The 19,920-nt window shown below is 61.7% G+C and carries 14 protein-coding genes; 2 read left to right on the top strand and 12 right to left on the bottom strand.

The window, feature by feature from the left end; translation table 11 throughout:
- Positions 1–39: 39 nt before the first annotated feature.
- From DW870_RS03685 to DW870_RS03665, 5 genes are all read right to left on the bottom strand, one after another.
- A complete protein-coding gene (locus tag DW870_RS03685) occupies positions 40–2,223 on the bottom strand; it encodes a DUF6020 family protein (protein ID WP_233504630.1) in 2,184 nt (727 codons plus the stop codon).
- 146 nt (positions 2,224–2,369) lie between these two features.
- The gene (lgt, locus tag DW870_RS03680) at positions 2,370–3,191 is read right to left on the bottom strand and encodes a prolipoprotein diacylglyceryl transferase (RefSeq protein WP_117847997.1); all 822 of its coding nucleotides are present in this window, start codon (positions 3,189–3,191) and stop codon (positions 2,370–2,372) included.
- Positions 3,192–3,300: 109 nt separating this feature from the next.
- Positions 3,301–3,579, bottom strand: coding sequence for a NifU family protein (locus DW870_RS03675; RefSeq protein WP_117847995.1), 279 nt, complete (start codon positions 3,577–3,579; stop codon positions 3,301–3,303).
- A gap of 176 nt (positions 3,580–3,755) precedes the next feature.
- The gene (locus DW870_RS03670; RefSeq protein WP_117847994.1) at positions 3,756–4,280 is read right to left on the bottom strand and encodes a dCMP deaminase family protein; all 525 of its coding nucleotides are present in this window, start codon (positions 4,278–4,280) and stop codon (positions 3,756–3,758) included.
- An 83-nt stretch (positions 4,281–4,363) separates the two neighbouring features.
- Entirely contained in the window at positions 4,364–5,215 is an 852-nt protein-coding gene (locus DW870_RS03665; protein ID WP_117847992.1) for a type III pantothenate kinase, read from the bottom strand.
- Between the two features lie 208 nt (positions 5,216–5,423).
- On the opposite strand from DW870_RS03665, the gene DW870_RS03660 reads away from it, so the two are divergent.
- Complete coding sequence (locus DW870_RS03660; RefSeq protein ID WP_117847991.1) at positions 5,424–7,127, top strand: OPT/YSL family transporter; 1,704 nt, start codon at positions 5,424–5,426, stop codon at positions 7,125–7,127.
- A 201-nt stretch (positions 7,128–7,328) separates the two neighbouring features.
- Here DW870_RS03660 and DW870_RS03655 read toward each other — a convergent pair whose 3' ends face one another.
- Together DW870_RS03655 and DW870_RS03650 are read right to left on the bottom strand one after the other, a co-directional pair.
- Complete coding sequence (locus DW870_RS03655) at positions 7,329–10,478, bottom strand: CAP domain-containing protein (RefSeq protein WP_117847989.1); 3,150 nt, start codon at positions 10,476–10,478, stop codon at positions 7,329–7,331.
- Between the two features lie 187 nt (positions 10,479–10,665).
- Positions 10,666–10,851, bottom strand: a complete 186-nt coding sequence (locus DW870_RS03650; RefSeq protein ID WP_117847987.1) for a hypothetical protein — start codon at positions 10,849–10,851, stop codon at positions 10,666–10,668.
- Positions 10,852–11,158: 307 nt separating this feature from the next.
- Here DW870_RS03650 and DW870_RS03645 point away from each other — a divergent pair, with 307 nt between their 5' ends.
- Positions 11,159–12,298 (top strand): DUF389 domain-containing protein, encoded by a 1,140-nt coding sequence (locus DW870_RS03645; protein ID WP_117770094.1) that lies wholly within the window; start codon positions 11,159–11,161, stop codon positions 12,296–12,298.
- Between the two features lie 67 nt (positions 12,299–12,365).
- On the opposite strand, the gene DW870_RS03640 is transcribed toward DW870_RS03645, so the two are convergent.
- From DW870_RS03640 to DW870_RS03625, 5 genes are all read right to left on the bottom strand, one after another.
- Positions 12,366–12,875, bottom strand: coding sequence for an aryl-sulfate sulfotransferase (locus tag DW870_RS03640; RefSeq protein ID WP_117770093.1), 510 nt, complete (start codon positions 12,873–12,875; stop codon positions 12,366–12,368).
- An 85-nt stretch (positions 12,876–12,960) separates the two neighbouring features.
- The gene (locus DW870_RS03635; RefSeq protein ID WP_117847985.1) at positions 12,961–17,748 is read right to left on the bottom strand and encodes a 2-hydroxyacyl-CoA dehydratase; all 4,788 of its coding nucleotides are present in this window, start codon (positions 17,746–17,748) and stop codon (positions 12,961–12,963) included.
- A gap of 11 nt (positions 17,749–17,759) precedes the next feature.
- Positions 17,760–18,470 carry a TetR/AcrR family transcriptional regulator gene (locus tag DW870_RS03630; RefSeq protein ID WP_117770091.1) on the bottom strand — a complete coding sequence of 237 codons (711 nt, stop codon included), beginning with the start codon at positions 18,468–18,470 and terminating at the stop codon, positions 17,760–17,762.
- A gap of 275 nt (positions 18,471–18,745) precedes the next feature.
- On the bottom strand, positions 18,746–18,871 hold the full coding sequence (locus DW870_RS09555) for a hypothetical protein (RefSeq protein WP_255413493.1): 126 nt from the start codon (positions 18,869–18,871) through the stop codon (positions 18,746–18,748).
- A gap of 156 nt (positions 18,872–19,027) precedes the next feature.
- On the bottom strand, positions 19,028–19,885 hold the full coding sequence (locus DW870_RS03625) for an HAD-IIB family hydrolase (RefSeq protein WP_117770090.1): 858 nt from the start codon (positions 19,883–19,885) through the stop codon (positions 19,028–19,030).
- Positions 19,886–19,920: the final 35 nt, after the last annotated feature.

The following is a 19,920-nucleotide window of genomic DNA, read 5'->3' as shown; positions in this document are numbered from 1 at the left end:
TGGCACAAAGCAGCCTGACCCCAATGCGCTAATCTTTGGTTAGGTCCAGAGGAGGTCGCTGCGGGTGATCGTGGCGCCGATGGCGAAAGGCATGCATGCAATGACCGGGTACAGGTAGCGCATGTAGGTCGACCCATTACATGGACCAATCAGGCACACAACGAGCACACCCAGCAGCGGTATCCAGATGGCCAGCGCGCGCCACGAATGGCGGCGCAACAGGTAGACCACCACGACGATCATGATCCACACGTAGGTGGCCGAGCTCATGGTGAGCGAGATAAACGGAATGCGCTGCACCGCCACGCGGTACAGGTTAATCAGGTGGTCGCACCAGCGCACGGCTTTGCTGTCGACCGGATGGAAGTCAAAGTACTTGAGGTTATCGGGCTTCGCCATGATCTCGGCACTGCGCGCCGTGCTGTAGACCCACGCATCGCGGGCACTCGGATAAAAGTAGCCGTAGTAGTTATTGATGAGCGCCGAGATATAGCACTCGGGATCCTTTTTGAACATCTGGGCCCACACCTCAAAATAGGCCTTGATGTCCTCCTGCGAGGCGTACTCGTTAAAGCAATTTTTGACGGCGTCCGACTTATCCGGGTTGTAACGGCGGCCCAGATTCTCGTACTTGAGCACACGGTCGATCACGGCACGCTCTTCGTCGGTCACCAAGCCGTCGCAAGGAGCCTCCACGATGGTGCCGTCCTCCTTAACCGTGGGGTTGACGCCCGAGTTGAGGCCGTCGTGCTTTTGGACAAAACGAGCCGTCTGCTGGAACGGAATCGAGAGGATTTCGCGCTTGGAACCAGGCGTGATGTCATGTGCCGGCATAAAGACCTTGGTGAAGTACATATTAGAGGCAAGGCAGAGTGCAAGCACCGCAAGAACTCCCACCCAGCGGAAACGCGGGGTGGTGCCCGAAGGCGCAGCACCAGCCTGCTTGGCTGCACGACGAGCCACGTGCGCGTCCCATGCGCAAAACGCCGCCGCGATTACGCATGCCGCCAGGGGAAACACCAGGCCGCCGTTGCGCAGAAACGTGGAACCCATGGCGCCCATAGCGAGCAGCAGCCAGTCATGGCGCACAAAGAGCACGGGCCTCTGTTCGCCCGCACGCTCGGCATTGGCATCGCGACGGGGCAGGCCGCATGCCACAAGCTTCACGGTCTGCACCAACAGCACCAAAAACGCGTCGGCAAACAGCACATCTTTGGTAAGCAGGGCCGCGTAGTTGGAGAACATGGGCATAAACACAAAGAACAGCAAGATCACGCCGCGGACCGGCAGGCTCACGCCTAGCTTGCGCAGCGACGAGATGGAATAGGCCATACAGGCGGCCGTAATGACGAACTGAGCGCAGGTGTAGATGGCAAGACCTGCGTTGGCGCTGTTGAACAGTGAAAGCCCCAGCTGGACGCACGAACCGATGATAGCCGTGTGCACCACGGGGTGATGTCCGTTGAGCAACACATTGGGATTGAGCAGACGCAGGTAGTCGCTCGTGCCGTTGGGATAGTTGAACCATTGGCGGATCTGCGCGCCCGTATCTCCCATAAAGAGGCCGGGCAGCGAGGCGATAAGCGTGGGCGCCCAGGCAATCATGAGCACAAGAAACGGCCCGACAAAGGGATGGACCGAGAGCACGGCGTGGGCAACACGCCACACGCGGCCAAAGTGGGTCTCCGAAAACGGAATGCGGCGGGAGCTCAACCAATCCAAAAACTCAAAAGCCAGATAGAAGGCCACAATCGCCAGAAGCATCCAGCCCGCGCCGCCAATCCAGGCGCAGATAACGCGTGCCTTGTCGCCCAGCACAATCTCTGCCGAATCGGCAAGGTCGTAGCTACGGCCGAACACCATGCAAACGGCAAAGAACAGCGATGGCAGCACGACCGACGGGCGCCAAGCGTCACCGCGGCCAAAGAACACATAGCGAAACGGCAGCGTGAGCAAGCAGGCAAGCGCGAGCAGCATCACTGCGTCGGTATGGCCGGCAAACGAGAGAAGTACCTCGTAGCACACGTAGAGCGTGCCCGTCGCCTTGGGGTCGATCGCCAGGACCGCGTTGCTCGACACCGGGGCGGGATCGATGGAAAACGCCGTGGTCGCCAGCAGGGCGAGCAAAAATGCGATGAGCGTCTGTTTGGCGGGATAGCGCTTAAACCAAACGATGCGGGCGGCGTCGCGCGCAGCCGTTGCGGAGAGGTCGGAATCCTTCACAGTCCGAATAGCCTTTCTAGAAACCTGCCAAAAAGGGACAGGTTTATTTTGGCAGGTTTTATCTGGGGAAACGTTACGGTTCTGTCATCGTTGCCCGGCAAAACCACCACAAAGGTGCCTGTCCCCCTTGTGGTGACATGTGGTGGCTAGGCGTCGAGGTAGATGCGCTGGGGGCGATTGCGGTGTCGGGCGAAGATGATGAGCGCCAGTCCTGCGATTACGAGCGGCAGGCTCAGCAGCTGACCCATGGTGATGACGCCGCCCAGCAGATAGCCCAGCTGGGCATCGGGCACGCGCACAAACTCAATGAGGAAGCGGACGATGCCGTAACCCATCACAAACACGCCCATAAACGTGCCCTGGGGCAGCAGCGGTTTTTTGCGGCTGAGCACCTGCAAGATGCAAAAGAGCACAATGCCCTCTAGGAATGCCTCGTAGAGCTGGGAGGGATGGCGCGGCATATCGCCCGCGGCGCCGCCGAAGATCACGCCCCAGGGCAAATCGGTCGGCTTGCCCCACAGCTCGCCGTTGACAAAGTTGGCGCAGCGCCCCAGGCACAGGGCCAGCGGAGCACCGATAACGGCAAGGTCGGCGATAGTCCAGGCATCGAGCTTGTACATACGGCACACGAGCACGCCACCGATGATGCCGCCCACCAGGCCGCCGTGGAAACTCATGCCGCCTTCGTTGGTGGCGAAGATCTCGAGCGGATGCGCCCAGTAGTAGCCATCACCGTAAAAGATGACGTAGAACAGGCGGGCGCCAATGATAAGGCCAAAGACCACACCGACCACGACGCTCGTCAGGTCGTCGACCGTAATGTCGAAACCCCAGCGACGCTGCGTGCGATACATGACGACCGCCGTGAGCAGAGCGCCGACCACGTAGGCCAAGCCGTACCAGTAGATGGTGATGGGCCCCGCCGAAATCGCGACGGGATCAAGCATATGGTAGAGGTCGTTGAGCATATCGGTCCCCTTGCTCCCTACATACAAATGCGGCCGCGGGCCTTGCGCTCGCAGCCGCATATTTGGGCGTGACGTCTATGCGGAGCACATCGCCCGCAGCTTTCGCATCTTAGAACGGCGCATACTCGTCGTACAGGTCCTCGGTCTCGCCGGAGGCATTGACCTGCTCGACACGGGTAACGCCGGGTACGTGCTCCTTGAGGATACGCTCGATACCCATGGACAGGGTCAGTGCGCTCATAGGGCAGCCGGCGCAGGCACCCTGAAGCTCAAGCTGGACGACGCCCTCGTCGTCGACGCCCACATACTCCATATCGCCGCCGTCAGCCTGCAGGTTGGGGCGGATCTCCTCAAGAACCTTCTTAAGCAGCTCTTCGTTAACAGCCACAGGGGCTCCTTTCTCACAATAACGCGGGCGCGCCCGCGGACAGAGCTATGTTACTACAGCCATGTACCCGCTCACGAGCCGTCCATGCGCGCGGACACGACTTTCACGAGCAGTCAATTTGGGACGGGGCTTTTTTAGCTGCTTTTGCCGACGCCCGGCGCTAGCACACGCTGCCGCTACTGCTGAGTTTGTTCCCCGGTGCCGATGTGGACATCGACGATGACCTGGCGGTAGCTGATGCCGCAGGAGTCGAGAATGCGGCGACTGATGCGGCCGTCGTCGGTGTCGGCGTACTTATTGTCCAGGTAGACAACCTCGCCCACGCCCACCTGCGCCAGGATCTTGGCGCAGTCATGGCACGGGAACAGCGTGACGTAGACCGTGGAACCCTCAAGGTCTTTGAGCGAGCCGCGGTAGTTGAGCACGGCGTTGGCCTCGGCATGGACTACGTAGTTGTGCTTGTCCTGTAGCGGGTCATCGCTCGTGCCCCACGGGAAAAAGTCGTCGTTGAGTGCCGAGGGCGTACCGTTGTAGCCCACCGAAAGGATGCGGTGGTTGGTGCTGGCGATGCACGCGCCTACCTGCGTATTGGGATCCTTGCTGCGGCGCTGCGCGGCGATGGCTACGCTCATAAAGAACTCGTCCCAGCTAATAACGTCGCGGCGCTTGCCCGACGCGGTTTGATGAAGATCGTCCGACATGGCAGACACCTCCGAAATCGCAATAGTTTGACACATTGTAGCAGGTGAAAGGTGGAGACGTTTTTGTCCCACCGCCCCCATCGCTACGCGCGACGGGGCTTTTGATTGATGTGGTAGAGCTCGGCCAGGCCGCGAAGCGTCAACGCGTCATCGACCGTCAGGCTGTGGCCGACCAACGCCGCGAGCGCCTCGGCATCGTCGCCGGTGATGACGATGGGCACGCTGCCCTCCCCCGCCGCCTTGGTCGCGCGCATCTCGGCAAGCACCATGTCGAGCATGCCGTCGATACGGGCCACCTCGCCCAAGACCACGCCCGAGCGCATGGCCTCGCGCGTGTTGCGACCGATCACATGTGTGGGTGCCGAGGGCTCGACCTGCGGCAGGCGCGCCGCAGCGGCCGAAAGCGAGCGGGCGCCAAGTGCCAGACCCGGCGCGATGACGCCGCCGACAAAGGTTCCGCGCGCATCGATGACCTCGATATTGGTCGTAGTGCCCAGGTCGATCACGATGCACGGCGAGCCGTAGACGGCACGGGTCGCCACGGCATCGGCGATGCGGTCGGGGCCGATCTCGGCCGGATCGTCGTAGTGCACGGGCATGCCGGTCTTAAGTCCCGGCCCCACGGTGAGCACGCGCCCCGTGCAGGTGCGGGAAAGCGCCGCCTTCCACGGGCGCTCGAGCGCCGGGACCACGCAGCTCAGCACGGCCGCGGCGGGTACGAGCACACCCGGCATGCCCGCATCGGCCGCCAGTGCGGCCATGACCTGCACGAGACGCATGCGCGCCTCGTCTGCTGTGATGCTCGACGGCGTGGTGATCTCGCACGTCGCAAGCGGACATTCCTGCGCCGCGGCCGAATCCTCTGCAAACAGGCCAAAGCGAATGAACGTGTTGCCCACGTCGACCGTCAATATATATGCGCACCCATTAAGCATCGTCGGCGCTCCTTTCGTCTGCCCAGCAGTATATCCCTCCGGCAAACAGGGGTAGCTAAAATAGCCCCGTCCCAAAATGACTAGCTTGCGGCTATACTGGTGCGCGGTCGCGCGCGAGCTCACGCGGCGGCCCTTGGTAACCCGACTTCCCGCGCCGTATCCGTAGCGGCGCTCCCGGGGGAAGCGGATATACGCAAAGGAGTTCTATATGAGCAATCCCTCGAACCGTACCTCGATGCGCGGTCAACTCACGCTGCGCGGCGTCGTCATCGGCGTCCTTGGCTGCGTGATCATCACGGCAAGCTCGGCCTATACCGCCCTCAAGATGGGCGCACTCCCCTGGCCGATCATTTTCGCTGCCGTCATTTCGCTGTTCTTCCTGAAGCTCATGGGCAACGCCAGCCTCAACGAGGCCAACGTCACCCACACCATCATGTCCGCGGGCGCCATGGTCGCCGGCGGCCTGGCGTTTACCATCCCGGGCGCCTGGATGCTGGGCTATGCCGACCAGATCAGCTGGCTCGACATGTTTATCGTGGCGCTCGCCGGCACCATCTTGGGCCTTCTGGCGACAGCGCTCATCCACCGTCACTTTATCGTGGACGCCGCGCTGGAGTTCCCCACCGGCAACGCCGCAGCTCAGACCCTGCGCGCCACCGAGGCCGGCGGCAAGACCGGCAAGCAGCTCTTTGGCTCCATGGCCATCGCAGGCATCTACAGCGTGCTGCGCGACGCTCTGGGCGTGGTGCCCAGCATGCTGTGTACGCTCAATATCCCCGGCGTGACCTTTGCCATCTACAACTCGCCCATGTTGCTGTCCATCGGCTTTTTGGTGGGCTTCGCCCCCGTCGCCTTCTGGTTTGCCGGCGCGCTGCTGGGCAACTTTGGCATCATCGTTGGCGGCACCGCTGCCGGCCTGTTCGATATTGTGACCGCGCAGGGTATCGTCAAGTCCCTCGGTATGGGCCTTATGATGGGCTTTGGAGTCGCCGTCGTCCTTAAGGACATCCTGCCGCAGGTCGCCGGTATCGTCCGCGGTCTTGCAGCCGACAGCTCCACCGACACCGACGAGCAGTCGCTCATCTCGGGCTCGCTTAAGCTCGACGCCGGCGTCATCGGCCTGGGCACCGCAGCCATCGCCGTGATCGTTGCCATCGCGCTCGACCTCGGCCCCGTTCCGGCCGTCATCGTCACGCTGTTCACCTTTGTCACCACCATTATGAGCGCTCAGAGCTGCGGCCAGACGGGTATCGATCCCATGGAGATCTTTGGCCTCATCGTCATGCTCATCGTGGCAGCTTTCGCGCAGCTCGCGCAGGTCAAGCTGTTCTTTATCGCCGGCATCGTGGCCGTGGCGTGCGGCCTTGCTGGCGACGTCATGAACGACTTTAAGGCCGGAGCCGTACTGGGTACCAACCCGCGCGCACAGTGGGTCGGCCAGGCCATTGGCGGCATCGTGGGCGCCCTGGTCGCTGCCGCTGTCATGGTCGCGCTCGTCACCGCCTATGGTCCGGACGCCTTCGGCCCCGACAAGAGCTTTGTGGCCGCGCAGGCAAGCGTGGTCGCCACCATGGTCTCGGGTATCCCGAGCGTGCCGTGGTTCGCAGGCGGCTTTATCGCCGGCATCGTCATGTACTGGCTCGGCATTCCGGCCATGATGATCGGCCTGGGCGTGTACCTGCCGTTCTACATGTCACTCACGGCATTCCTGGGCTCCTGCGTCAAGCTCGCCTACGACAAGTGGTCCGCCCACCGCGACGCCACCGCTGGTCTTTCTGACGAGGAGAGGGCTGCCAAGGACGCCGCCTTCCAGGAGCAGGGCCTGGTTGTCGCCAGCGGCCTGCTCGGCGGCGAGTCCATCGTCGGCGTTATCCTGGCATTTGTCTCCGTGGGCTTAAGCCTGCTGGGCTAAGTCGAGCAGCTGCTCGACAGCAACCATATTGCCTACGGCTTGCCCGGTCGGTAGCTTTTGCGGCTGCTGACCGGGCTTTTTGAAATCGAAACAAAGAAAGGCCGGCGCGCTGCGTTTAACAGCGCGCCGGCCTTATCGGTTAAGCTATCGAAGCGTTCCTGCTATGAACCGAAGTTCGTTGCAGAAACTACGCTCGAAACGCTACATCTGCTTGCGACGACGATCGCTCAGCGTCACACCAGCGGCCACGAGGGTGATACCGCCGATGACGAACACCTCGCCCGCAAGAGCGGAATTGTCGCCAGTCTGGGCGAGCGCGGCAGGCGCAGCCTGTTTCTTGGCAACGGGGGCCTTTGCGGCGGCCTGCGTAACCTGGGGCTTGGCCTGAGGCTTGCTCTGCGGCTCGGCCTTGGGATGATACTTGTCGTACTCGGCCTGCGCGGCAGCCAGGGCATCCTTGGCATCTCCGAGCTCGGCCAGTGCGGCGGCATAGGCGTCGTTGGCATCGGACAGCTTGGCATCGGCATCGCTCAGAGCAGTCTTGAGGCCAGCGGCGGCATCGACGGCGGCCTTATAGCGAGCGTAGGCAGCGTTCAGCTTGACCAGCTTCTCGTTGCCCGTCGTGCCCGCGGCAAGGGATGCCTTGTGGTCGACAGCCTCAAGATCGGCCTTGAGTGCCTCATCGTTGGCAAGCTCGGCCTTGGCCTTGAAGATATCGAGGTTCGCATCGACGACGGCTTCGTTGGCGGCCTCGAGCTGCTTCTGGGCATCGGCGACACCGGCGACGGCAGCGTCATAGGCGGCCTTGGCGTCGTCGACCGCCTTCTGGGCACCGGCGAAGCGCTCGAAGGCCTTGTTTGCGGTGGCAAGCTCGTCCTCGGCGGCCTTGGCCTTCGCCTGTGCGTCGGACAGGGTCTGCGTCTTGGCGGCAACTGCCTGCTTGGCGCCCGAAAGAGCGGTCGCGGCGTGCACATCTGCGGCCTGAGCCTTGTCAACGCCAGCCTGGGCAGTGTCGTCGGCCTTCTTGGCATCGTCAAGCGTGCCCTGCTTGTTCGCAAGATCCGTCTTGGCGGCATCGCACTTGGCGGCAAGGTCCTTGACCGAAGCGGTAGCGTTGTCATACGCCTCTTTGGCCTGATCGGACTTTACCTTGGCAGCATCGCGGGCGCTGCGAGCCTTCGCCTTTTGAGCAGCGGCATCGGTTGCCTTTGCCTTGCCGTCAGCAAGCGTGACGTTTGCCTTATCGAGAGCTGCCTGGGCAGTAGCGGCCTCGCCCTTGGCGGCGTTGAGCTTGGTCTTGGGCGTCTTGACGTCGATACCCTTGAGTTTGGCTTCGGCGGCGGTGTAGGCGGACTTGGCGGCAGCAGTAGCGGACTGAGCCTTCTCGTACTCGCCCTTGGCGGTGTTCATGTTCACATCGGCTGCGGTGAAAGCGTCCTGGGCGGCATCCTGCCCGTTTACAGCTGCGAAGTAAGCTTCCCTAGTAGTTCCAAAGTTCTTCTGCGCCTCGGCGAGCTTGCCCTGAAGCTCCTTGAGTTGCGCCTTCTGCGCCTGCGTGCCGCCAGCGTTATAGGCAGAATCGATGTAGTCGTTGACGAGCTTCTTGAACTCGGAAACAGTGAAATCAGCCTGAGTGTCATCAGCGCTGTAATCGAATATGGTTACCTCGGAATCGGTGTTCTTACCGCTACCGGTCGCGATGCCGATAGCCACCGTAGCGGAATCGATAATGTTGAGATAGTGCCCGCAGGCGTCTCCTCTTTGATTGCCATTCTTATCTTTTGTACCGTGGTACACATCGTAATAGTTTTGGTAGATATAGTACGAATCATAGCGATGAGCCATGAGATCTTTGCCGGCCTCGCTATCCACACCGTACTTTTTAATCCAATTCTCGTAATTAACCTTCTCCTGAGTGTAGAGACCGGTGTAGGGCCAGCCCAGGGTATCCTCGGTCTCACCACCGGTATATGCACCGCCACCACCTGCGAGATTCTCAGCATTATCGAAGTAACAGTTCGAGTGATCCCAAATATTCGATGAATATGAGGCGTTGAGTGCAGCTGCTGCGGTCATGCGGAGGCTGACGCTGAGCGCCGACTGACCGTTCGCCTTGCGGAGGTTGTTCTGGGTGTCGAGATATGTCAGGGCGTTGCGCAGCTGTTCCAAGGAAAGCGGATTGGTGTCGCGAGACATGTCCTGATCGACGTAATCGTCATACCACTCGGCTTTGTCGTCAGCGCCGGTGAGTGTAGCCATTGCGTCCTTGGCGTTCGATTTCTGCATAGCCGTGAAATCGCTGCTGTTGCTGATGTAGGCCATAAAGCCGAGCATGCCCTTATTGATGACTTCCTGGTCAACGGTCATGTTGGACTTGAGGTCAGCAATCTGCTGCTCAAGAGCCTCAACCTGGACATTAGCAGCGTCATAAGCCTTTTCCGCGGCGTTCGAAGCAGCGCAGGCTGCCTCCCACTCACTGCGCTTCTGCTTGCGAACTTCGACAAGCTTATCGTACGCGGTCTTCTTGTCGGCCTCGGTCTGCTGGGCCTGCTCGTATGCCGTCTTCGCGGCGTCACGCTTACTGGCCGCGTCCTTGTACTCCTTGTTTGCCGCATCGTATGCAGACTGGGCAGATGCTACAGCAGCGTTGGCGGCGTTGGCCTTCTCCTGCGCGGCAGCGACGGCAGCCTGGGCGGCCTGCAGATTTGTCTGTGCGGTGGCGTCGGCATCCGTCGCGGCATTGAGCTCCGCCTGCGCGGTCTTGAGCTCACCAGCAGCAGCTTTCTTGGCGGCCTCAAGCGCACTCAGGTCAACACCCGTACCCGAGACGGCAGCATCGAGCGCGGCCTGCGCCTGGTTGAACTTCTGCTGGGCGTTATCGCGCGCGGTGGTTGCGGCTGCGAGAGCAGCGGCAGTCTCCTGCTTCTTGGCCTGGGCAGTCGTCAAAGCTGCCTCGGTATTCTGCTTTTCCTGCTGGGCGCTGGCCTCGGCAGCCTTGGCCTGGTCCAGATTGTCCTGTGCAGTAGTAACGGCCTTATTGGCGTCATCGAGCTTTGCCCGCGCGTCCTCGACGGCCTTCTTGGCGGCCTCGTACTCGTCCATACCCATGGCCTCGAGCTTGGCCTGGGCATCATCGAGGGCCTTCTTGGCCTCATCCTGCTTTGCCTTGGCGTCCTTGAGCGCCTGGGTCTTATCCTCGACACTCTTGTTGGCCTGTTCGAGCTGATCGTTCAGGTCGCCCAGCTTCTTCTGCTGCTGCTCGGTCTTTTCGACGGCTGCCTTAAGCTCGTCGATCTTCTCCTGAAGCGCGGCTACCTCGGCCTCGTTCTGCTCGGCGGCGTTATCGGTCACGGCCTGCGAGGCCTGATTCTTTTGCTGCTGTGCCTGCTTTTGAGACTGGCCCGCCGCGTCGGCCTTCTTCTGGGCGGCATCGTAGGCGGCCTGAGCGTCCTTGAGCTGCTTTGCCGACTCCTCGGCCAGCTGGGCAGCCGTCTTTACGACCGCTTGGTTACCGGCGGCAACGGTGTTCTCTACAGAACTACCCCCCCCCCTGAACAGAATCGCCGTTATCGGTTGACGGTGCGGCGATTGCCGCCAGCGGCGACATGAGCGGCTGAGCGATGAGGCCCGCCGTCAAAACGGTTGCGACGGCGCGGTTAGCAACGCCCTTGACGTTGGCAGTCTTGGCCCGAGGCTCAAAGTGTTGTGGACTGTAGTTTGCCATGGCTTTCTCCCTTTGACACGGATGTATCCATACGTATCAAACGGTAGCTGTCGATTTTTGAATTCTGTTGCGCAACATTGACGACCAGCGTATTTTTTGAAATTCACGCTCTCGTGCTTCACAGTTTCGTCACATTTGAAGGAGCTGGTGCATCATATTCTCGCGGGATGGAATTGAGCCTGTGATTTGCATTTGCTCCCGCGTCATCCGCCCTATCGGATTCTGCATCCAACAGACACCCCGCCCGCCACGGTGTAGAGTTAGGACAACGGGCGCGTTGCGCGGACCGCGCTGGAACGAGGTGGACATGGAACTCGACAAACAACAGATCAAGCGACTACGCGAACGCCATCACCGGCGCCACGGCATCCGCCCTGCCCATAGTGAGGCTGCCGAGCAGACTGGTCGCTTTTTAAAGCGCGCGTTCAACATTCGCGAGGGACGCGCGCCCTATCACGTGATCCGCAAGCGTTTTGTAAACGGGGCGCGTCTGACTGGCTCTCACCTGTGTATCCTCATCATCGCCATGCTCATCGCAAGCATCGGCCTCGATATCGATTCGGACATCGCCATCGTGGGCGCCATGCTCATCTGCCCGCTTATGGGATCGGTCCTTGCCATGGCATACGGCATCGCCACGCTCGACCGCGAGATCACCCTTGAGGCCGTCGCGAGCTTGGCTCTACAGATGGCCTTTTGCCTGGTCACGTCCACGTTGTACTTTAAGCTCTCGCCCCTTGGCACCACCACGGCCGCCATCATCGACAATTCGACACCGACTGTTTGGGACCTTGCCGTCGCGCTCGCGGGCGGCTTTGCGGGTGGCCTGGGCAACTCGCGCGACCAGGAACCCGCCACGCTCATCGCCGGCGTAGCCGTGGCGACCGCGCTCATGCCGCCCCTGTGCGCGGCGGGCTACGGCATCGCCATCGCAAGCGGGTCGCTGTTTCTCTCGGCGCTTTACGAGTTTGGCATCAATGTAGTCTTTATCGCACTGGCTGCCGAAGCCGTGCTGCTTCTTTTGCGCGTGCCGCTCAAGCGCGACCTGAACGGCGACGGCATTGTGACCGCCAAGGAAAACGCCGAGGTCAACGAGCTGTCACGCAAAGTGCGCCGCCGCATCATCGTGGGAACGGTCATCTTTGCCATCCCCTGCATCGTTATGACCGCAGGCTCCATTGGATCGGCGCAGGCCGGCGTGCAGGACGGCTACGGCGTCACCGAGACCACGCGCGAGCTTGCCGCGGTGCTGCCGGGCTTTAAGGATTACACCGTCGCCGTCGAGACCTCGGCCACCGAAGGGGACGAAGAAGGCATCGTCGAGCGCGAAATCGTCGCCCATGTGACGACAGGCGAGGCGCTTGGGGCGCACGACCGCCGTGTCGCCCGCAAACTCATCGACCTCAATGTGCCCGAGCTCGATCGTGTGGAGTTTGACGTAAAGTGATGCGGGACGCGAGGTGGGCCCGGCACGAGAGCGCAGCCGCGGGGCGCAGGCACAGCCAAGCGCAGCGCTACAGCTCGTACTTGTACACGCGGTAGATGTACTTCTCGGCTTCCATCTCGTAGGTGGCGATGGGCAGTCCATAGCGATCGTACTCGGTAAAGGTCTTGGCCTGGCCCGATGCCACGAGCATACTATCTGAATCGCCGACGCGCTGTGCACTGCTTACGTAGCCCGAGAACGGCACTGCGACCTGGTCCTCGAGCTCGTAGGTGCGCGCGTTCTCGTCCACCGTAAAGATGCGCCCAAACGAATGCGTTCCCTTGCTGTAGTCGGTCACCACCGCGGCGCCCAGCTGGCCCCAGTCGAACTTGGGATAGCTCTCGGCCGCGCCAAAGTTGTTGTCGTACAGCAGTACCTGGTAGCGACCGGTTGTTACCGTATCGTCGTTTGGCAGATAGGTCACACTGTGCTGGCCCGCATTGAGCGAAAAATCGCCTTGGGCCTGCAGCAACTTGTCCTCAAAGCCCGAACCGGCCCAAAAATCGGACAAGCCCACGGAAGGCTGTAGCAAGGTCATTTACGCAACATATGTCCAGAAAAAGCGGGTGGTAGCCGGTACGGCTACCACCCGTTTGTCTCATATCCAGCCCATAGCAGGCCAGCTACTTCTTAATGCCGTGTCCCAGACGCTTGGCGACCGATGCAACGGCCTCCTCGCTGGCCGGTCCGCAGCTCACGCAGCCATCATGGGCACGCATCTGGCCGGTGACCTCGTCCATCGCGAGCGGCGCCACCTTCTCGAGCTTAAAGCCCTTGCCAGCGCGCATGTTCTCCTTTGCCACGCTGATCATGAGCTTAATACGGTTGAGCTGGTTGACCTCAGACGCACCGGGGTCGTAGTCCACTGCAACGATGTTGCTCTCGGGGTGCTGACGGCGCAGCTCCTTGATCACGGCCTTGCCCACCACGTGGTTGGGCAGGCACGCGAAGGGCTGCGTGCAGATGATGTTGGGCGCACCGTGGTCGATCAGGTCGAGCATCTCGGCCGTGAGCAGCCAGCCCTCGCCCATGTTGTTGCACACCGAAAGCACTGTGCGGGCCTTGTCGGCCATGGTGCCGATGCGCTCGGGAGCCTCAAAGCGGCGGGACCTTTCGAGCATCTCCTCCACCGGCGTACGCATCCAGTCCACGAGTTTGATGAGCGCCTGCATACCAGCGCGCGTAGTGGCAGAGCTTCCCAGCTCGTCCTTCTGCAGCTCCGCGTTGCTCATGGAGTACAGGAAGAAGTCGAGCAGACCCGGCACCACGGCCTCGCAGCCCTCGCGCTCGATCACGTCGACCACATGGTTGTTGGCCGTAGGGTGGAACTTGACCAGGATCTCGCCGACCACACCCACGCGCGGCTTGGTGCCCTCGCCCACGAGCGGCATGGTGTCGAACGCGCGGATGGCTTCGCGGCACAGCTTGGTGTAGTTGTGCCTGTTGAACTTAGGCGCCAGCTTGCGGGCACGCGCCATGTATTCCTCGTAGAGTGCGTTGGCAGCACCGGGCGTGGCCTCGTACGGGCGGCAACGGTAGAGCATCTGCATCATCACGTCGCCAAAGAGCACCGCGTAGACCGCCTGCTTAAGCAGCGCCGGCGTAACCTTAAAGCCGGGGTTGTCCTCGCCCAGCGCCACGGCCGAAAGCGAGATTACCGGAATCTCGGGGTGGCCGCTCTCGCGCAGCGCCTTGCGGATGAGCGCGATGTAGTTAGTGGCACGGCAGCCGCCGCCGGTCTGGCTGATGACCACAGCCGTCTTGGACAGGTCGTACCGACCGCTCTCGATGGCCTCCATGATCTGGCCCGTCACCAGGATCGACGGATAGCAGATGTCGTTGTTCACGTAGCGCAGGCCGGCCTCGACGGCATCGTGGTCAGTCGAGGGCAGCAGCTCCAGGTTGTAGCCGGCACCGCGGAATACCTCTTTGACCAGGTCAAAGTGGATCGGCGCCATCTGCGGGCACAGGATGGTATAGCCCTCCTCGCGCATCTGCTCGGTAAAGGGCACCTTGGGCCACGCGGTCGAAGCACTCTCGCGCTGCGCCTCGAACGTGTACTTGCGGCTCGCAAACGCGGGGGCATCCGTAGAGGGCGCCACCGGCGCGGCGTCGCCTTGCTCGTAAGTCTCGCCCGCGGCCGTGGCCTCGGCCAGGCGTTCGGCCTCCTGGTCCTTAAGCGCGGCCATGAGCGAGCGGATGCGAATGCGCGCGGCACCCAGGTTGGATACCTCGTCGATCTTGAGCACGGTGTAGATCTTGCCGCTGGCTTCCAGAATCTCCTGCACCTGGTCGGTGGTCAGGGCGTCCAGGCCGCAGCCGAAGGAGTTGAGCTGGATCAGGTCCAGGTCGTTGCGCATCGTCACAAAACGGGCGACGGCGTACAGGCGGCTGTGGTACATCCACTGGTCGACGACGCGAATCGGACGCTCGGGCTTCACCAGGTGCGCAAGCGAATCCTCGGTAAAGACCGCAAAGCCAAAGCTCGAGATAAGCTCGGGCAGGGCGTGATTGATCTCGGGGTCGTTATGGTAAGGACGGCCGGCGAGTACGATGCCGTGGCCGCCGTGGTCCTCGACCCACTTAAGGGCCTCCTCGCCCATGGTCTGGATATCCTCGTGGAAACGCGCGTCGGCCTCAAAGGCAGCGTTGACGGCGGCATCGACCTCGGAGCGCGTGATCTTGGGACCGCGCACGCGACCGCGACCGGCTTGCGCATCGGCCACGCGGTCGACGGCGAGCACCTGGTACAGGCGGCGCTTGAGCTCGGTCTTATCGTGATAGGGCACAAACGGGTACAGGAACTCGATGTTCTGCTCGCGAATCTCGTCAATATTGAGCGCCAGCGCCGTGGGGTAGCTCATGACGATGGGGCAGTTATAGCAGTTGCCAGCGGTCGGATCCTCCTTGCGCTCCCAGCGCACGCACGGCATCCAGATAAAGTCGACATCGCGGTCGATAAGGTTCATCACATGGCCGTGGCTCATCTTGGCCGGATAGCACACGCTCTCGGACGGCATGGACTCGATGCCCGCCTGGTAGGTCTTCTTGCTCGACTGGTCGGACAGCTGCACGCTAAAGCCCAAGCGCGTAAAGAACGCATGCCAGAAGGGGTAGTTCTCGTACATGTTGAGCGCGCGCGGGATGCCGACGGTACCACGCGGGGCCTCGTCGGGGCTCAGCACCTCGCGGTCAAAGAGCAGCTCGTTTTTCTTTTTGAAGAGGTTGGGGGCCTCGGTCTTTTGCTTTTTGTGGCCGGCGCCCTTCTCGCAGCGGTTGCCGGTAATGAAGCGCCTGCCGCCGCCAAAGTCGTTGACGGTGAGTTGGCAGTTGTTGGAGCAGCGACCGCAGCGGACATGCTTTTGCGTCACGGTAAGGTGCGCGATGTCCTCAGCCGAAAGGATGGTCGAGGTGCCATCGGCACCGGCGCGATCGCGGGCGAGCAGGGCCGCACCATAGGCGCCCATGCAGCCGGCGATGTCGGGACGCACGGCATGAACGCCGGTGAGCTGCTCAAACGCGCGCAGCGTGGCATCGGACATAAAGGTGCCGCCCTGAACGATCACCTGGCTGCCGATCTCCTTGGGGTCGCGCAGCTTAATGACCTTGAACAAGGCGTTCTTGATGACGGAATAGGACAGGCCGGCCGCAATGTCGCCCACCGTGGCGCCTTCCTTTTGCGCCTGCTTGACGCGCGAGTTCATAAAGACCGTGCAGCGACTGCCCAGGTCGACCGGGGCCTTGGCATGGATGGCGGCGTCGGCGAACGCGCGCACGTCCATGTTCATAGAGACGGCGAAGCTCTCGATAAAGCTACCGCAACCCGACGAGCAGGCCTCGTTGAGCATGATGTGCTCGATAACGCCGTCCTTGACGCGCAGGCACTTCATGTCCTGGCCGCCGATGTCCAGAATGAACTCCACGCCGGGCAGGAATGCCTTGGCGCCACGCAGGTGCGCGACGGTCTCGATCTCGCCGGAGTCGGCCTTGAGGGCCTCGATGAGCAGCGCCTCGCCGTAGCCCGTGGTGGTCACGTGGCCGATGGTGCAGCCTGCAGGGATATGGTTGTAGAAATCGGCCATGATGACCTTGGCCGTGCCCAGGATGTCGCCGTTGTTGTTGCCGTACCAGGTGTGCAACAGCTGGCCGTCCTCGCCCACGAGCGCGGCCTTCATGGTGGTGGAACCGGCGTCGATGCCAATGAACACGCGGCCGGTGTAGCCGTCGAGCTTGCCCTTGGGGACGACTTCCTGGTCGTGGCGGGTTTTGAACTCGGCGAAGTCCTCGTCGGTGGCAAAGAGCGGATCCAGGCGCTCGACCTCGGCACCCTGTGTGTCACCCAGGGCATCGATAGCCTCGATGAGCTGCGGGAACGTGCTGAGCTTGTTGGACTCATGCGCCATGGCGGCGCCGCTCGCCACAAACAGGTGAGCGTTTTGGGGCACAATGCGGTGCTCCTCGTCCAGGTTGAGCGTAAGGTAGAAGCGGTGGCGCAGCTCGGAGAGGTACTGCAGCGGGCCGCCCAGGAAGGCGACGTTGCCGCGGATGGGACGGCCGCACGCCAGGCCCGAGATAGTCTGGGTCACGACAGCCTGGAAGATGGAGGCCGCCACGTCCTCGGGGCGGGCGCCTTCGTTGAGCAGCGGCTGGACGTCGGTCTTGGCAAAGACGCCGCAGCGGCTGGCGATTGGATAGATGGTGGTGGCGTTGGCCGCGAGCTCGTTGAGGCCGCTGGCGTCGGTGTGCAGCAGAGTGGCCATCTGGTCGATGAACGCGCCAGTGCCGCCGGCGCAGGTGCCGTTCATGCGCTGCTCGATGCCGTTGTCGAAGTAGATGATCTTGGCGTCCTCGCCGCCCAGCTCGATGGCGACATCGGTGGCCGGGATAAGGGTCTCGACGGCACGCTTGCTGGCGATGACCTCCTGGACAAACTCCAGGTCGAGCCATTGGGACAGCAGCAGGCCGCCCGAGCCGGTAATGGCGCAGGTCATCTGGGCCGTCGGCAGCACGGTCGCAGCACCCTCGAACAGGTCGCGAGCGCAGGCGCGGACGTCGGTGTGGTGGCGCTGGTACTTGGCATAGACGATCTGGTTGTCGTCGTTGAGCACGGCGAGCTTAACGGTGGTGGAACCCACGTCGATGCCCAAGTGCAGGTTGCCACGAGCGTTCTCGGGGTTGAAGATCGCGCCTTCGGGGGCGTGGGCGGCGGTGACGGCTACGGGCTCAGCGGCGGTGGCGGGCTCGCTAGCGATGGACGTCTCCCCTGCCGCGTTCTTGGCCTCGGCAACCGCCTCGGCGACCTTCTCGGCAGCGGCAGTCGCGGCCTTCTGCGCGGCGTCCACCACGGCGGGCGCAGCCTCGCGTGCGGCAGCGACCACACGGTCTTTAATGCCCTCGACGAGTTTGCTCATTGTCTCTCCTCTTAGTTGTTGGACTCGACGGTTGCGGTGGTGTCGACCGCGTCCTCGAGCTGCAGGTTCAATAGCTTCATGCCGTATTCCGGCACGTTGATATCGATGGGTTGGCCATACAGATCACCAGGGCGCACAAAAGCGAGCACCGTCATAATGCGCGCCATGGCCTCGGGCGATTCGGTGAGCCCGCGCTCAAACCAGCGCTGAATCATGCCGACCTCGGCGCTCACGACGTAGGTAACGTAGTAGTCAAAGAACGTGCCCAGCGCCAGGCCCAAAATGCCCGTCTGTGCACGCGGCACCACGGCCTCGCGTGCGGTATCGATGATCTTTTTAATAAAGGCGGGGTCGCCGCCCGGGCCCAGCAGCGATCCGATTAAATCGCGGTTGGCCGCAAGGTAGCGCAGCAACTCAACCGAACCGGGTGCCGGCTCGAGCTCATCGATGTTGTGATAGAGATCGGGCAGCTGAGCTGCGGTGATGAGCTCAATGCGCTCACGGATCTCGGCCAGCAAGCCGTCCTCGATTTGATTGATAAAGTCGGGGATATCGCGGTAGTGCGAATAGAACGTGCGGCGCGTAAGGCCAGCGCGCTCGGTGAGCGACGCGACATTAATGCGCGAAAGGTCGCCGCTTTCGGCAAGCTCGCTGGCAAGTGCCTGGCGAAGGGCACGCTGCGAGCGAAGGGACCGGCGGTCGCATTTTTCGAGCTGGGACAAGCGTCCTCCTTGTTACTCAGTCTGTGCGCTATTGCACAGTGCGAGTATTATTGCACACCGTGTGTATCAACACGTAAAGGCAATATTTAGGATGTGACGAAGGGGCAGCCTCTTTGTCACATCCAGCGACCGCCTAGGTTGTGCCGGTTGTGCCAGGCTTTTAGAGCGGCATTACCGATTGTCCAAAATGTCATTCGTGGGTAGAATAGTGTCGACGGCAGCCCAAGTTCTGGAAAGCTGGGCAGCGCCGTTGCTTGGATTAAGGGGTCAACGCCTTAGCGGCGGCGACCCCTTTTACGTTGCTTCGAACGTTGCTTGAGTGCCTCGGAAAGCCCGACGAGCGCTGTGAAGAACGAGACCAAAGCGGTCAGAAGTCTCACAAAATCAATCAGATCGGTCATGGGCATCACCTCCCATCAGATGGAGGGCGTTGCCCGGCACATGGAACTGCCGTCAACAGTATCAATTCTATCAAAGCGCAGTTAGGTATGCGAATGTTTGTTCGTATTTCAAGAGACCAGCGTCACCTGTGACAAAGGGGCTATCCCTTTGTCACATTATTCGATGACGGTGCGGGAGTTTTGCTTGCGCATGGTGGCGAGCATGTGTTTGGGGACGGCATGAACCATGCAACTGCCGATAGTTGCACTCGCGGCGGCCTTGGCGGCATCGCTGCCGTTTTTGGTCGCGTAGCTGTGGCGGAAACGTTTGAGCATGGCAATGTCGTTGCCGCCGTCGCCGTAGACCGCGACCTCGTCCTCGGCAATGCCGTAGTAGCCCGCCAGCCAGGACACACTCTCGCCCTTGTTGCACGCCACGTCCGTGATCTCGAACATCACCGGATCGAACGGCGCGTTGACCACGCGGTCCGATCGCTCGGCCAAATATGCCTTAAGGTCGCGCTCCAGCTCGGGCGAGGTCACGCGGCAGTTGATCTTGCACACATCGTGGCGAAGGATGTCACCGATCGACTGGTCGAAATACTGTTCCTCGTGATAGCCGCCACGCGCGCGCATGCCGCGCATCACGATGCGCTTGATAGGGCTGTCCTTTTTAAAGCCCGCCTGATGCATCTCGAACGAACCGCTCGAGAACATGCCATCGGGTGTGGAGCAATCAAAGCAAATGTCCGGGAATGCCTTGAGCAGCTCCTCGGTAACCTGCGGATCGATGGTCCAGGTCTTGAGCACCTCGCCATGGCAGTCGCGCACGATGGACCCATTGGAGCAGCAGGCGTCAAGCGCCAGCCCCGTAAAGCCATGCTCGCCGATTGGCAACGTCGAGCGCCCGGTCGCGGGAACCACATGCAGGCCAGCCTCGGTCAGCTCGCGAATGGCGCGGCGGATGGTCCCGTCTGCCTCGTGCAGGGCGTTCAGCAGCGTTCCGTCTAAGTCACTCGCAAACATCTTGATCATGGGCACGCCTCTCCTTCGTCTGCACGATATTGTAG

The organism is Collinsella sp. AM38-1BH, from assembly GCF_003467545.1.
Lineage (GTDB): Bacteria > Actinomycetota > Coriobacteriia > Coriobacteriales > Coriobacteriaceae > Collinsella.
The sequence above is the reverse complement of the archived record's forward strand: the minus strand, read 5'-3'. Positions and strand labels throughout refer to the sequence as shown.

What these genes read in the sequence shown, in the direction of transcription:
- DW870_RS03660 (WP_117847991.1), top strand. Translation starts at nt 5,424, where the DNA reads ATGAGCAATCCCTCGAACCGTACCTCGATGCGCGGTCAACTCACGCTG.
- DW870_RS03640 (WP_117770093.1), bottom strand. Translation starts at nt 12,875, where the DNA reads ATGACCTTGCTACAGCCTTCCGTGGGCTTGTCCGATTTTTGGGCCGGT.
- lgt (WP_117847997.1), bottom strand. Translation starts at nt 3,191, where the DNA reads ATGCTCAACGACCTCTACCATATGCTTGATCCCGTCGCGATTTCGGCG.
- DW870_RS03650 (WP_117847987.1), bottom strand. Translation starts at nt 10,851, where the DNA reads ATGGCAAACTACAGTCCACAACACTTTGAGCCTCGGGCCAAGACTGCC.
- DW870_RS03635 (WP_117847985.1), bottom strand. Translation starts at nt 17,748, where the DNA reads ATGAGCAAACTCGTCGAGGGCATTAAAGACCGTGTGGTCGCTGCCGCA.
- DW870_RS03665 (WP_117847992.1), bottom strand. Translation starts at nt 5,215, where the DNA reads ATGCTTAATGGGTGCGCATATATATTGACGGTCGACGTGGGCAACACG.
- DW870_RS03670 (WP_117847994.1), bottom strand. Translation starts at nt 4,280, where the DNA reads ATGTCGGACGATCTTCATCAAACCGCGTCGGGCAAGCGCCGCGACGTT.
- DW870_RS09555 (WP_255413493.1), bottom strand. Translation starts at nt 18,871, where the DNA reads ATGACCGATCTGATTGATTTTGTGAGACTTCTGACCGCTTTGGTCTCG.
- DW870_RS03645 (WP_117770094.1), top strand. Translation starts at nt 11,159, where the DNA reads ATGGAACTCGACAAACAACAGATCAAGCGACTACGCGAACGCCATCAC.
- DW870_RS03625 (WP_117770090.1), bottom strand. Translation starts at nt 19,885, where the DNA reads ATGATCAAGATGTTTGCGAGTGACTTAGACGGAACGCTGCTGAACGCC.